General features: G+C 66.5%; 8 protein-coding genes and 3 rRNA genes. 6 read left to right on the forward strand and 5 right to left on the reverse strand.

Annotated features, from left to right (window positions below):
• The first annotated feature begins 41 nt into the window (after positions 1–41).
• A complete protein-coding gene (gene ahcY, locus AC3IX6_RS23545; protein WP_489364334.1) occupies positions 42–1,493 on the forward strand; it encodes an adenosylhomocysteinase in 1,452 nt (483 codons plus the stop codon).
• 113 nt (positions 1,494–1,606) lie between these two features.
• A complete protein-coding gene (locus AC3IX6_RS23550; RefSeq protein ID WP_489364335.1) occupies positions 1,607–2,227 on the forward strand; it encodes a hypothetical protein in 621 nt (206 codons plus the stop codon).
• Here the strand turns inward: AC3IX6_RS23550 and AC3IX6_RS23555 are convergent.
• Positions 2,224–3,135, reverse strand: coding sequence for an RDD family protein (locus tag AC3IX6_RS23555; protein WP_489364337.1), 912 nt, complete (start codon positions 3,133–3,135; stop codon positions 2,224–2,226). The two genes, AC3IX6_RS23550 and AC3IX6_RS23555, sit on opposite strands and share 4 nt — an antisense overlap.
• Positions 3,136–3,250: 115 nt before the next feature.
• On the opposite strand from AC3IX6_RS23555, the gene AC3IX6_RS23560 reads away from it, so the two are divergent.
• From AC3IX6_RS23560 to rrf, 4 genes are all read left to right on the forward strand, one after another.
• Positions 3,251–4,258 carry a stage II sporulation protein M gene (locus AC3IX6_RS23560; protein WP_489364339.1) on the forward strand — a complete coding sequence of 336 codons (1,008 nt, stop codon included), beginning with the start codon at positions 3,251–3,253 and terminating at the stop codon, positions 4,256–4,258.
• 597 nt (positions 4,259–4,855) lie between these two features.
• Positions 4,856–6,380: ribosomal RNA gene (locus AC3IX6_RS23565) — 16S ribosomal RNA — on the forward strand.
• Between the two features lie 284 nt (positions 6,381–6,664).
• Positions 6,665–9,788, forward strand: a 23S ribosomal RNA gene (locus tag AC3IX6_RS23570).
• 74 nt (positions 9,789–9,862) lie between these two features.
• Positions 9,863–9,980: ribosomal RNA gene (gene rrf, locus AC3IX6_RS23575) — 5S ribosomal RNA — on the forward strand.
• The 16S, 23S and 5S rRNA genes sit together here, the layout of an rRNA operon.
• Positions 9,981–10,080: 100 nt before the next feature.
• Here the strand turns inward: rrf and AC3IX6_RS23580 are convergent.
• Genes AC3IX6_RS23580 through AC3IX6_RS23595 form a run of 4 tightly spaced genes read right to left on the reverse strand, consistent with a single transcriptional unit; the run spans position 10,081 to position 14,183 of the window.
• Positions 10,081–10,677 (reverse strand): Uma2 family endonuclease, encoded by a 597-nt coding sequence (locus tag AC3IX6_RS23580; RefSeq protein WP_489364341.1) that lies wholly within the window; start codon positions 10,675–10,677, stop codon positions 10,081–10,083.
• A gap of 58 nt (positions 10,678–10,735) precedes the next feature.
• Positions 10,736–12,046 (reverse strand): DUF58 domain-containing protein, encoded by a 1,311-nt coding sequence (locus AC3IX6_RS23585; RefSeq protein ID WP_489364343.1) that lies wholly within the window; start codon positions 12,044–12,046, stop codon positions 10,736–10,738.
• Positions 12,046–13,008 (reverse strand): AAA family ATPase, encoded by a 963-nt coding sequence (locus AC3IX6_RS23590; RefSeq protein ID WP_489364345.1) that lies wholly within the window; start codon positions 13,006–13,008, stop codon positions 12,046–12,048. The genes AC3IX6_RS23585 and AC3IX6_RS23590 overlap by 1 nt, the downstream gene beginning before the upstream one ends.
• Entirely contained in the window at positions 13,005–14,183 is a 1,179-nt protein-coding gene (locus tag AC3IX6_RS23595) for a DUF4350 domain-containing protein (protein WP_489364347.1), read from the reverse strand. Before AC3IX6_RS23595 ends, AC3IX6_RS23590 begins: the two co-directional genes overlap by 4 nt.
• Positions 14,184–14,310 lie beyond the last annotated feature (127 nt).

The raw sequence follows: 14,310 nt of genomic DNA on the forward strand, positions 1-14,310 counted from the left end.
AGCCGTACCCACCTCTCCACATCACGAGGAGCAGCACCCAGATGACTGCCGCATTCACCGACTTCAAGGTCGCGGACCTCTCCCTCGCCGTCTTCGGACGCAAGGAGATCACCCTCGCCGAGCACGAGATGCCGGGCCTCATGTCCATCCGCCGGGAGTACGCGGCCACCCAGCCGCTCGCCGGCGCCCGCGTCACCGGCTCCCTGCACATGACCGTGCAGACGGCCGTACTCATCGAGACCCTCGTCGCCCTCGGCGCCGACGTCCGCTGGGCCTCCTGCAACATCTTCTCCACCCAGGACCACGCGGCCGCCGCCATCGCGGTCGGCCCGAACGGCACCGCGGAGAACCCGCAGGGCGTCCCCGTCTTCGCCTGGAAGGGCGAGACGCTGGAAGAGTACTGGTGGTGCACGGAGCAGGCGCTGACCTGGCCGAACACCCCCACCGGCGGCCCGAACATGATCCTCGACGACGGTGGCGACGCCACCCTCCTCGTCCACAAGGGCGTCGAGTTCGAGAAGGCCGGCGCCGCCCCGGACCCGTCCACCGCGGACTCCGAGGAGTACGCCCACATCCTCACCCTCCTCAACCGCACCCTGGGCGAGGCCCCGCAGAAGTGGACGCAGCTCGCGTCCGAGATCCGCGGCGTCACCGAGGAGACCACCACCGGCGTCCACCGTCTCTACGAGATGATGGCCGAGGGCACCCTGCTCTTCCCGGCGATCAACGTGAACGACGCCGTGACGAAGTCGAAGTTCGACAACAAGTACGGCTGCCGCCACTCCCTCATCGACGGCATCAACCGCGCCACCGACGTCCTCATCGGCGGCAAGACGGCCGTGGTCTTCGGCTACGGCGACGTCGGCAAGGGCTGCGCCGAGTCGCTGCGCGGCCAGGGCGCGCGCGTCATCGTCACCGAGATCGACCCGATCTGCGCCCTGCAGGCGGCGATGGACGGCTACCAGGTCGCGACCCTGGACGACGTCGTCGCGACGGCCGACATCTTCATCACGACCACGGGCAACAAGGACATCATCATGGCCGCCGACATGGCCAAGATGAAGCACCAGGCCATCGTGGGCAACATCGGCCACTTCGACAACGAGATCGACATGGCCGGTCTCGCGAAGATCGAGGGCATCGTCAAGGACGAGGTCAAGCCCCAGGTCCACACCTGGAAGTTCCTCGACGGCAAGGTCCTCATCGTCCTGTCCGAAGGCCGCCTCCTGAACCTGGGCAACGCCACCGGTCACCCGTCCTTCGTGATGTCGAACTCCTTCGCGGACCAGACCCTGGCCCAGATCGAGCTCTTCACCAAGCCGGCCGAGTACCCCACCGATGTCTACGTGCTCCCCAAGCACCTCGACGAGAAGGTGGCCCGCCTCCACCTCGACGCCCTCGGCGTCCGCCTGACCACCCTGCGCCCGGAGCAGGCCGCCTACATCGGCGTGGACGTCGCGGGCCCGTACAAGCCGGACCACTACCGCTACTGATCCCCACGGATCAGCGGCACCCACGCGTCAGGACAGGCCCCCGGCATCCGTGCCGGGGGCCTGCCCCGTACCCGCCCGCACCCCTCTCCGCCCGAAGTCCAGGAAGACGCCCCATGCCCCGAGGCCGCTACGCGCTCCACGACCCGCACGACCACGCCCCCCTCGGCGAGGAGCACTTCCACTGCGCCCCGGGCCCCTCCGGATGGCGCTACGTCTCCCAGCTCACCGCGCCCGACGGCGCGCACCGCGGCTCCGTCGACCTGGCCGTCGACGAACTGGGCCGCCCCATCCGCCTCGAGGTCAACGCCTCCAGCTGGCAGGTCCGCGGCGCCGCCATCGACGGGATCACCTGGGTCCGCACCGACCCGGCGGGAGCCGAGGCCACCGAAGGCAACGTCCCCGGGGCGGCCGGCTTCACCGGCACCTCCCCGGCCTTCCTCGTCGCCACGGCCCGGCTGCTGCGCCTGACCCCCGGCGCACCCGCCACCCGCGTCCGCCTCGTCGCCCTGACCGACCCCGTCCTGGCGGCCCGTACGACGGACCAGGCCTGGGCCCTCCTGGACCGCGCCGAGCACCCCACGGACAGCGGCCCGCTCCTGGTCGACGAGTACCGGGTCACCGCCCTGGACACCGGCGAGGTCCACACGGTCCACATCGCCGGGGACGTGGTCCTCTCGGCCCCCGGCATCGAACTCGAACACCTGGAGACCCCGCCGTCGGCCTTCCCCGACTAGGCGGGCGGCGCGAACCCGGTCGCCTTCGGCGGCTCCACGGGCAGAGGTACGGGTACGGGCGCCACCGGGACCACGGGAGCCGCGACGGGCGCCACCACCGGCGGCATCACCACGGGCGCGGGCTGCCCGTACGGAACGGGAGCCGCCCCGGGAGCCGGCTGCTGCCGGAAGGCCCGCGCGGCGTCCCGCGACTGCCGCTCGTGCACCACGGCCATCAGGAACGCGGCGGCCGGCACCCCGACCGGCGGCGGAGCACCCGTACGGGCCACCAGATCGTCCGCGAGCCGGGCCGCCATCGAGGCCCCCACCTGCGGATCCAGCTGGTCCATGCGCGTCAGGTACTGCCGGATCGCCAGCCACAGCCCGTCCGGCACCGCGGACAGGTCCAGCCCGCCGAACCGCCCGGCCAGCCACGGCGGCGGCGGGGGCACCGGCATCACCCGTGCCCCCGGCACCCGCTCCCGGATGACCAGCGTCCCCGCGAACACGTCCCCGAGCCGCCGCCCGCGCTCGGAGAACAGCGAGGCGATGCACGCCACCGACCCGAGGGTCATCAGCAGTTCGAAGACCCCGAAGGCCCCGCGCACCAGCGCGTGCCGGAAGCGGATCGGCCCGCCGTCGTCGCGCACCACGCGCAGCCCGCACGCGAGCTTGCCCAGCGACCGCCCGTGGCTCAGCGTCTCCACCGCGATCGGCACGCCGACCAGGACGAGGACGAAGGAGGCCACCGACACGGCCGCCTGGGCCGCCCCGTCCAGCGAAGCGGTGGCCAGGACCAGCCCGATGGAAACCAGCAGGTACCCGGCGACGTACACGACCAGGTCGAGCAGGATCGCCAGCGCCCGGCTCGGCAGCCTCGCCGGCCGCAGCCCCAGGACGACCGCGTCCCCCGTCACCAGATCGCTCACCGACGCACACCCTTCACGTGACCTGCCCCGCCCCATCGGCCTCCAGTCTGCCAAGCTGACGAAGCAAGCAGTAGGAGAAACCGGCAGGGACCAGGGGCAGGGGAGCGCCAACCGCATGGATCTCGACGTCTTCGTTGCGGCCCACCAGGCCGAGTGGGCCCGCCTGGAACAGCTCCTGGGCCGGGGCCGCCGCCTCACGGGAGCCGAGGCCGACGAGCTCGTCGCGCTCTACCAGCGCACGGCCACCCACCTCTCCCTCGTGCAGTCCAGCACGCCCGACCCGATGCTCACGGGCCGGCTGACCCAGCTCGTCGCCCGCGCCCGCGCCACGGTGACGGGCGCCCGCCGCTCCGGCTGGCGCGACGCGGCCCGCTTCTTCACGTCGGGCTTCCCGGCCGCCGTCTACCTCACCCGTCGCTGGTGGATACCGACGGCCCTGATCTCCACCGCCGTCGGCGTGCTCGTCGGCTGGTGGATAGCCACCCACCCGGAGATCCAGAACGCGATCGGGGCTCCGGAGGACCTGAAGGCGCTGACGAAGCCGGGCGGCGGGTACGAGACGTACTACTCCAGCCACCCCGCGGCCTCCTTCGCCGCCCAGGTCTGGACGAACAACGCCCAGGCGGCCGCGATCTGCCTGGTCCTGGGCGGCTTCCTGGGCCTGCCGGTCCTGTACATCCTGTGGCAGAACATGCTGAACCTGGGCGTCGGCATCGGCCTGATGTCCTCGGCCGACCGCCTCGACGTCTTCCTCGGCCTGATCCTTCCGCACGGCCTGCTCGAACTGACGGCCGTCTTCGTGGCCGCCGGTACGGGCCTCCGCCTGGGCTGGACGGTCATCGACCCGGGCCACCGCACCCGCCGCGTGGCCCTCGCCGAACAGGGCCGGGCCGCCCTCGGCATGGCCATCGGCCTGGCGGCGGTCCTGTTCCTCTCGGGCCTGATCGAAGGCTTCGTCACCCCCTCCGGCCTGCCCACGTGGGCCCGCATCGCCATCGGCGTGGCCGCCGAGGCGGCCTTCCTGCTCTACGTCTACGTCCTGGGCGGCCGCGCGGCCCGCGCCGGCGACGTGGGCGACGTGGAACGGGCCGACCAGACGGCGACGCTCCCTACCGCGGCCTGATGTGCATACGAGCCTGCTGAGCTGCTAGTCTCCTCGTCGTCCCGCAAACACCGTTGACACGGCGGCTGCGGGGAGGTAGATTCGAACGGTTGCCTCGAACTGGACAAGTTCGGCAGCGATGGTTTAAAGTCTCTCTAGCCCCCAGGAATTGAATTCCAAGCGGGCACAATCGACTCTTCATTCAGGAATCTGAAGCCGGGAAATCCGGTGGAAATCTTCTGATAGAGTCGGAATCGCCGGAAAGGGAAAACGCGAAAGCGGATGACCTGGAAGGCGGAAAACAAGCGAGACAGACTCTGATAGAGTCTGAAACGCAAGAACAGAACAGAACGAAAGCCCGGAGGAAAGCCCGAGAGGGTGAGTACAAAGGAAGCGTCCGTTCCTTGAGAACTCAACAGCGTGCCAAAAATCAACGCCAAAAAGTTGATACCCCGTCCATTTCGGTGGATGAGGTTCCTTTGAAAAAGACCTGTGAGGTCGCGGCTTCGGCCCTGACGCTTGCAGGCAATTACACAGCGAGGACGCAGTGGACGGTCGGTCTTATTCCGACATGACTGTCCCGCTCTAAGTGCGTGTGCACCGGATAACCGGTAAACATTCATGGAGAGTTTGATCCTGGCTCAGGACGAACGCTGGCGGCGTGCTTAACACATGCAAGTCGAACGATGAAGCCCTTCGGGGTGGATTAGTGGCGAACGGGTGAGTAACACGTGGGCAATCTGCCCTTCACTCTGGGACAAGCCCTGGAAACGGGGTCTAATACCGGATAACACTCCTGCCTGCATGGGCGGGGGTTAAAAGCTCCGGCGGTGAAGGATGAGCCCGCGGCCTATCAGCTTGTTGGTGGGGTAATGGCCCACCAAGGCGACGACGGGTAGCCGGCCTGAGAGGGCGACCGGCCACACTGGGACTGAGACACGGCCCAGACTCCTACGGGAGGCAGCAGTGGGGAATATTGCACAATGGGCGAAAGCCTGATGCAGCGACGCCGCGTGAGGGATGACGGCCTTCGGGTTGTAAACCTCTTTCAGCAGGGAAGAAGCGAAAGTGACGGTACCTGCAGAAGAAGCGCCGGCTAACTACGTGCCAGCAGCCGCGGTAATACGTAGGGCGCAAGCGTTGTCCGGAATTATTGGGCGTAAAGAGCTCGTAGGCGGCTTGTCACGTCGGATGTGAAAGCCCGAGGCTTAACCTCGGGTCTGCATTCGATACGGGCTAGCTAGAGTGTGGTAGGGGAGATCGGAATTCCTGGTGTAGCGGTGAAATGCGCAGATATCAGGAGGAACACCGGTGGCGAAGGCGGATCTCTGGGCCATTACTGACGCTGAGGAGCGAAAGCGTGGGGAGCGAACAGGATTAGATACCCTGGTAGTCCACGCCGTAAACGTTGGGAACTAGGTGTTGGCGACATTCCACGTCGTCGGTGCCGCAGCTAACGCATTAAGTTCCCCGCCTGGGGAGTACGGCCGCAAGGCTAAAACTCAAAGGAATTGACGGGGGCCCGCACAAGCAGCGGAGCATGTGGCTTAATTCGACGCAACGCGAAGAACCTTACCAAGGCTTGACATATACCGGAAAGCATTAGAGATAGTGCCCCCCTTGTGGTCGGTATACAGGTGGTGCATGGCTGTCGTCAGCTCGTGTCGTGAGATGTTGGGTTAAGTCCCGCAACGAGCGCAACCCTTGTCCTGTGTTGCCAGCATGCCCTTCGGGGTGATGGGGACTCACAGGAGACCGCCGGGGTCAACTCGGAGGAAGGTGGGGACGACGTCAAGTCATCATGCCCCTTATGTCTTGGGCTGCACACGTGCTACAATGGCCGGTACAATGAGCTGCGATACCGTGAGGTGGAGCGAATCTCAAAAAGCCGGTCTCAGTTCGGATTGGGGTCTGCAACTCGACCCCATGAAGTCGGAGTTGCTAGTAATCGCAGATCAGCATTGCTGCGGTGAATACGTTCCCGGGCCTTGTACACACCGCCCGTCACGTCACGAAAGTCGGTAACACCCGAAGCCGGTGGCCCAACCCGTAAGGGAGGGAGCTGTCGAAGGTGGGACTGGCGATTGGGACGAAGTCGTAACAAGGTAGCCGTACCGGAAGGTGCGGCTGGATCACCTCCTTTCTAAGGAGCACAGTACCGATTGCAGACAAACGTTCTGCACGGTCAGCTCAGGGTGGAACGTTGATTAGTTGGCACGGTTTCCAAAACCTTCTGTGAGTACTGCTTCGGCGTGGAAAACAGTTAAGAGTGGCGGGGATCGTGCTTGGCACGTTGTTGGGTATCTGAGGGTACGGCCGAAAGGTCTTATCTTCGCGATGCCGGCCCCAGTGAACTTCGTCTTCGGATGAGGGTGATGGGTGACTGGTCGTTGCTTGAGAACTACACAGTGGACGCGAGCATCTGTAGGCCAAGTTTTTAAGGGCGCACGGTGGATGCCTTGGCACCAGGAACCGATGAAGGACGTGAGAGGCCGCGATAGGCCCCGGGGAGCTGCCAACTGAGCTTTGATCCGGGGGTGTCCGAATGGGGAAACCCGGCAGTCGTCATGGGCTGTCACCCACTGCTGAACACATAGGCAGTGTGGAGGGAACGCGGGGAAGTGAAACATCTCAGTACCCGCAGGAAGAGAAAACAACCGTGATTCCGGGAGTAGTGGCGAGCGAAACCGGATGAGGCCAAACCGTATGCGTGTGATACCCGGCAGGGGTTGCGCATGCGGGGTTGTGGGAATTCTTTTGATCGGTCTGCCGGCCGGTCGGCGAGTCAAAAACCGTTGATGTAGTCGAAGGACATGCGAAAGGTCCGGCGTAGAGGGTAAGACCCCCGTAGACGAAACATCAGCGGCTTGCTTAAGAATCTCCCAAGTAGCACGGGGCCCGAGAAATCCCGTGTGAATCTGGCGGGACCACCCGCTAAGCCTAAATATTCCCTGGTGACCGATAGCGGATAGTACCGTGAGGGAATGGTGAAAAGTACCGCGGGAGCGGAGTGAAATAGTACCTGAAACCGTGTGCCTACAAGCCGTGGGAGCGTCGCTGTATGTGCTTGCACATACAGTCGTGACTGCGTGCCTTTTGAAGAATGAGCCTGCGAGTTAGCGGTGTGTAGCGAGGTTAACCCGTGTGGGGAAGCCGTAGCGAAAGCGAGTCCGAATAGGGCGATTGAGTTGCACGCTCTAGACCCGAAGCGGAGTGATCTAGCCATGGGCAGGTTGAAGCGGAGGTAAGACTTCGTGGAGGACCGAACCCACCAGGGTTGAAAACCTGGGGGATGACCTGTGGTTAGGGGTGAAAGGCCAATCAAACTCCGTGATAGCTGGTTCTCCCCGAAATGCATTTAGGTGCAGCGTCACGTGTTTCTTGCCGGAGGTAGAGCACTGGATAGGCGATGGGCCCTACCGGGTTACTGACCTTAGCCAAACTCCGAATGCCGGTAAGTGAGAGCGTGGCAGTGAGACTGTGGGGGATAAGCTCCATGGTCGAGAGGGAAACAGCCCAGAGCATCGACTAAGGCCCCTAAGCGTACGCTAAGTGGGAAAGGATGTGGAGTCGCAGAGACAACCAGGAGGTTGGCTTAGAAGCAGCCACCCTTGAAAGAGTGCGTAATAGCTCACTGGTCAAGTGATTCCGCGCCGACAATGTAGCGGGGCTCAAGCGTACCGCCGAAGTCGTGTCATTGCAGCAATAGGGCCAACGCCCGCTGTGATGGGTAGGGGAGCGTCGTGTGCCGGGTGAAGCAGCAGCGGAAGCTAGTTGTGGACGGTTCACGAGTGAGAATGCAGGCATGAGTAGCGATACACACGTGAGAAACGTGTGCGCCGATTGACTAAGGGTTCCTGGGTCAAGCTGATCTGCCCAGGGTAAGTCGGGACCTAAGGCGAGGCCGACAGGCGTAGTCGATGGACAACCGGTTGATATTCCGGTACCCGCTTTGAAACGCCCAATATCGAATCAGGCGATGCTAAGCCCGTGAAGCCGTTCCGGACCCTTCGGGGAAAGGAAAGTGGTGGAGCCGGCGAACCAGACTTGTAGTAGGTAAGCGATGGGGTGACGCAGGAAGGTAGTCCAGCCCGGGCGGTGGTAGTCCCGGGGTAAGGGTGTAGGCCGAGGGGTAGGCAAATCCGTCCCTCATATAAGGCTGAGACCTGATGCCGAGCCGATTGTGGTGAAGTGGATGATCCTATGCTGTCGAGAAAAGCCTCTAGCGAGTTTCATGGCGGCCCGTACCCTAAACCGACTCAGGTGGTCAGGTAGAGAATACCGAGGCGTTCGGGTGAACTATGGTTAAGGAACTCGGCAAAATGCCCCCGTAACTTCGGGAGAAGGGGGGCCATCACTGGTGATCGGATTTACTCCGTGAGCTGGGGGTGGCCGCAGAGACCAGCGAGAAGCGACTGTTTACTAAAAACACAGGTCCGTGCGAAGCCGTAAGGCGATGTATACGGACTGACGCCTGCCCGGTGCTGGAACGTTAAGGGGACCGGTTAGTCACATTTCGGTGTGGCGAAGCTGAGAACTTAAGCGCCAGTAAACGGCGGTGGTAACTATAACCATCCTAAGGTAGCGAAATTCCTTGTCGGGTAAGTTCCGACCTGCACGAATGGCGTAACGACTTCTCGACTGTCTCAACCATAGGCCCGGTGAAATTGCACTACGAGTAAAGATGCTCGTTTCGCGCAGCAGGACGGAAAGACCCCGGGACCTTTACTATAGTTTGATATTGGTGTTCGGTTCGGCTTGTGTAGGATAGGTGGGAGACTTTGAAGCAGCCACGCCAGTGGTTGTGGAGTCGTCGTTGAAATACCACTCTGGTCGTGCTGGATGTCTAACCTCGGTCCGTGATCCGGATCAGGGACAGTGTCTGATGGGTAGTTTAACTGGGGCGGTTGCCTCCCAAAAAGTAACGGAGGCGCCCAAAGGTTCCCTCAGCCTGGTTGGCAATCAGGTGTTGAGTGTAAGTGCACAAGGGAGCTTGACTGTGAGACCGACGGGTCGAGCAGGGACGAAAGTCGGGACTAGTGATCCGGCGGTGGCTTGTGGAAGCGCCGTCGCTCAACGGATAAAAGGTACCCCGGGGATAACAGGCTGATCTTCCCCAAGAGTCCATATCGACGGGATGGTTTGGCACCTCGATGTCGGCTCGTCGCATCCTGGGGCTGGAGTCGGTCCCAAGGGTTGGGCTGTTCGCCCATTAAAGCGGTACGCGAGCTGGGTTTAGAACGTCGTGAGACAGTTCGGTCCCTATCCGCTGTGCGCGTAGGAATATTGAGAAGGGCTGTCCCTAGTACGAGAGGACCGGGACGGACGAACCTCTGGTGTGCCAGTTGTCCTGCCAAGGGCATGGCTGGTTGGCTACGTTCGGGAGGGATAACCGCTGAAAGCATCTAAGCGGGAAGCCTGCTTCAAGATGAGTATTCCCACCTCCTTGAGAGGGTAAGGCTCCCAGTAGACGACTGGGTTGATAGGCCAGATGTGGAAGCCCGGTAACGGGTGGAGCTGACTGGTACTAATAGGCCGAGGGCTTGTCCTCAGTTGCTCGCGTCCACTGTGTTAGTTCTGAAGTAACGAACTGTGTCCATATCCGGTTGGTTAACTTCATAGTGTTTCGGTGGTCATAGCGTTAGGGAAACGCCCGGTTTACATTCCGAACCCGGAAGCTAAGCCTTTCAGCGCCGATGGTACTGCAGGGGGGACCCTGTGGGAGAGTAGGACGCCGCCGAACAATCATTGTAGAAAGCCCCGTACCGGGTAACCGGTACGGGGCTTTTCTGCGTTTACAGACCTTTTTTGGCGCCCGGTCGTGCGGGCTCAGCAGCTGGGCTCTACCAGGCGGCGGGGTAGCTCTTGAGGCTGCTCGTGTCGAGTGCCCAGCGGCCGGCAACGACGGTGTCCCCGAAGGAATAGGGGACCTTCTTCCGGTAGCGGACGCCGTCAGGGCCTTCTGAGGGTTCGCTGTGCACCGTGGCGGTCTTGTTGTCCTTGCGGGGGTCCACCACGACGTAGAGGGGGACCCCCATTTTCGGATAGTCGTGGAGCTTGTCGCGGATGTCGGTGAGGGAGTTCGTGCGTGAGACGACCTCGATCACCATCAGGACATCGCGGGAGTTGACGACCTTAGCCGTATCGTCGGTGTCTTCCTCGGCGATGACCATGAGGTCGGGAACCTTGGTCAGGCCCGTCACCGGATCGCCCATGTTCGTGTCGTTGAGAGCCATGACCTCGGGCGTTTGGGCCTCGATCTGACGGCGGAGCCGCACTACGTTCAGCCCGTGGGGCGCCGTGGGGCTCATCATCGTGAGGGAGATCTGCCCGTCGGTGGTCTGCACCTTCCACCGGTCTTCCTGGTGCTCGGCCAGTTCCGAGAGCTGCTCCGCGAAGTCGTGCATGCGGCGCAGCTGCTCGGGGGTGAGGTCGGCCATGGTGTCCTCCTGGTGGGTGGCGAACCCAGCGTATCCAGATCGGAGGGCCGGGGACGGGCTAGAGCCGGCCCGCGGCCTTGAGGGACAGGTAGGCGTCGGCCAGGGTGGGGGCCAGGGTGTCCGGGGTGGCGTCCACCACGTGGACGCCGTGGCGGGTGAGCTGTTCGGCCGTGCGGCGGCGGGCGGACTGGGACTGGGTGCCCGCGGCGGCTTCGTAGACGGCTTCCAGGGTGCCGCGGGACGCGGCCATCTCCGCCACGTGGGGGTCGGAGACCGAGGCCAGGAGGACCGTGTGGCGCTGGGTGAGGCGGGGGAGGAGCGGGAGCAGGCCCTCTTCGACGGGGGCCGCGTCCAGGCTGGTCAGGAGGACCACCAGGGAGCGGCGCGGGGCGCTGCGCAGGATGGTGGAGACCAGGGTGCGGGAGTCCGTCTCGACCAGTTCCGGTTCGAGGGTGGCCATCGCGTTCACGAAGGCGGGGAGGGTGTCGGCCGCCGAGCGGGCCTGGACCTGGGCGCGGGGGCGGCGGTCGTGGGCCAGGAGGTCCACGCGGTCGCCCGCGCGGGTGGCCAGGGCCGTGAGGAGCAGGGCCGCGTCCATCGCGGAGTCGAGGCGCGGGGCGTCGCCGACGCGGCCGGCCGCGGTGCGGCCGGTGTCGAGGCAGATCAGGATGTGGCGGTCGCGTTCCGGGCGCCAGGTGCGGACGGCGACCTTGTTCTGGCGGGCGGTGGCCCGCCAGTCGATGGAACGGGTGTCGTCGCCCGGTACGTAGTCGCGCAGGCTGTCGAACTCCGTGCCCTCACCGCGGGTCAGGACGCTGGTGCGGCCGTCGAGTTCGCGCAGGCGGGCGAGGCGGGAGGGGAGGTGCTTGCGGCTGGTGAACGGGGGGAGGACGCGGACCGTCCAGGGAACCGTGTGGTGGCCCTGGCGGGCCAGGAGGCCCAGCGGGCCGTACGAGCGGATCGTGACGCGGGCCGCCTGGCGGTCGCCTCGGCGGGTCGGCCGCAGGCGGGTGGTGAGGCGGCGGCGCTCGCCCGGGGGGACCGTCAGGGTGTGGCGGGAGCCTGCGACTTCCGTTCCGGGGACCCAGCTGCTCGGGGGCCAGGCGTCGCGGATCCGGGCGCGGAGGGTGCGGGGGGAGGGGTTCGTGACGGTGAGGTGGACGTCCGCGGTTTCGCCGAGGCGGACGGAGGTGTCGCCGGAGCGGGCCAGTTGGAGCGTGCGGACCGGGGCCGCGAGGGCGTAGTCGATCGCGCAGGCCAGGGCGATGGGGGCGTTGACCGCCAGCATCCCCGCCCAGCTCGGTCCGAGGATGCCGACGGGGATGCTGCCGAGGGCCGCGAGCAGGGCGGCGCGTCCGGTGAACGCCATCAGCGCGGGACGGGGACGTGGGTGAGGATCGCGGTGATGACCGCGTCGGCCGTGACGCCCTCCATCTCGGCCTCGGGGCGCAGTTGGACGCGGTGGCGCAGGGTCGGCAGGGCGAGGGCCTTCACGTCGTCGGGGGTGACGTAGTCGCGGCCCACGAGCCAGGCCCAGGCGCGGGCGGTGGCCAGCAGCGCGGTGGCGCCGCGCGGGGAGACGCCGAGGGTGAGGGAGGGGGATTCGCGGGTGGCGCGGCAGATGTCGACGACGTACGCGGTGATCTCCGGGGAGACGCTGGTGGCCTCGACGGCCTTGCGGGCGGCGTCCAGTTCGGCGGGGCCGGCCACGGCGCGGAGGCCGGCGGAGTGCAGGTCGCGGGGGTTGAAGCCGGCCGCGTGGCGGGTCAGCACGCCGATCTCGTCCTCGCGGGAGGGGAGGGGGACGGTGAGCTTCAGGAGGAAGCGGTCGAGCTGGGCCTCGGGGAGGGGGTACGTGCCCTCGTACTCGACCGGGTTCATGGTGGCGGCGACGAGGAACGGCTCCGGGAGCTTGCGGGGGGTGCCGTCGACGGTGACCTGGCGCTCCTCCATCGCTTCGAGGAGGGAGGACTGGGTCTTGGGGGGCGTGCGGTTGATCTCGTCGGCGAGCAGCAGGTTGGTGAAGACCGGGCCGTTCTGGAAGGAGAACTCCGCGGTGCGGGCGTCGTAGACGAGGGAGCCGGTGACGTCGCTCGGCATCAGGTCGGGGGTGAACTGGACGCGCTTGGTGTCGAGTTCGAGGGAGGCGGCGAGTGCCCGTACGAGGAGGGTCTTCGCGACGCCGGGGACGCCTTCGAGGAGGACGTGGCCGCGGCAGAGGAGGGCTACGACGAGGCCGGTGACGGCGGAGTCCTGGCCGACCACGGCCTTGCCGATCTCGGTGCGGAGCGCCTCCAGGGCGGAGCGGGCGCTGTCCGTGGTGGCCGTCATGAGGTGCGGACCTCTCTTTCGAGGGCGTCGAGGTGGTCGGCGAGCGCGATGAGCGCCGCGTCGGTGGTGGGGGTCGTGCCGAAGAGCAGGGCGTCCGGGTCGTGCGGGGGCCGTCCGGTGGTGAGGCGGGCCGCGACGGCGGGGACCAGGGCGGCGGGATCGTGGGCCCGGGAGGCCGGTACGCCGACCAGTGCGGCCAGGCGTTCGCGGGCGGCGGCGCGCAGCACGGTGGCCGCGCGGTCGCGGGCGCCGGCCTTGCGGTACAGGCGGGCGCGGCCCTCGGTGGCCTCGGAGGCGCGGACGAGGACGGGCAGGCGTTCGGTGACGAGCGGGCCGAGGCGGCGGGCGCGCCAGAGGGCGGCGACGGCGGCGGCGAGGAAGAGCTGGAGCAGGGCCCAGCTCCAGCCGGCGGGGATCAGGGCGAGGAAGTCCTGCTCCTCGCCGGTGCCTTCGCCGTTGTCGGGGGTGCCGTCGGCGAGGGACGGCAGGTACCAGACGAGGTGCGGGCGGGAGCCGAGGAGTTGGAGCGCGAGGGAGGCGTTGCCCTCCTTGGCGAGGGTCTTGTTGAGGAGGATGCCTTCGGAGCCGAGGAGGACGGTGTCGCCGCCGCGGATTCCGGTGGGCAGTACGAGGAGGGTGGGGTGGCCGGCGCTGGGGTAGCAGCCGGTGGCTCCGGGGGTGCCGGTCGTGTAGCGGTGGCCGCCGCCGGTCGCGGCGCGGCCCGCGGTGGTGGCGGCGGGGAGGGTGCAGGTGCTGCCCGGGTGGAGGTTCGTGTCCGGGGCGTCGCCGTCGGTGCGGGTGCCGGGGGCCAGGGCGGGGAGGCTCAGGGTGCTCGGGGCGAGCAGGACGGTCCGGCCGCCGGAGAGGTCGATCGCGGAGCGGATGTCGCGGAGCTGGGTCTCCCCGAGCCGGTCGGGGTCGGTGACCAGCAGGGTCGTGTCGGGGCCGGCGGCGTCGGCGGCCTCCTCGGCGGTCGTGACGACCCGCGTGGTGACCCCGCGATCCTTGAGCAGCTCGGCCGCGGCCCGGCTGCCGAAGGGGGCGGCGGAGCGGGGGTCGAGGTAGCCGTGCCGGGCCCCGGAGTTCAGGGCGGCGAGGGCCAGCCCGGCGGCGAGGAGCACGGCGAGCGCGACGAGGAACCCGCGGGCGCGGGTCCAGAGGTCCCGGGGTCGCATGCCTCCGGCGGTCGTACGGGGAGGGGAGGCGGCCTCGGCGGCCGCCGCGGGGGCTGCTGCGCCGGCAGCGGGGTGTCCCGGGCCCGGGGTGGCTGCGCCGGCGGTGGAGTGGCCCGTGCCGGGGGCT

The sequence above is a fragment of the Streptomyces sp. GL_141 genome, from assembly GCF_057834385.1.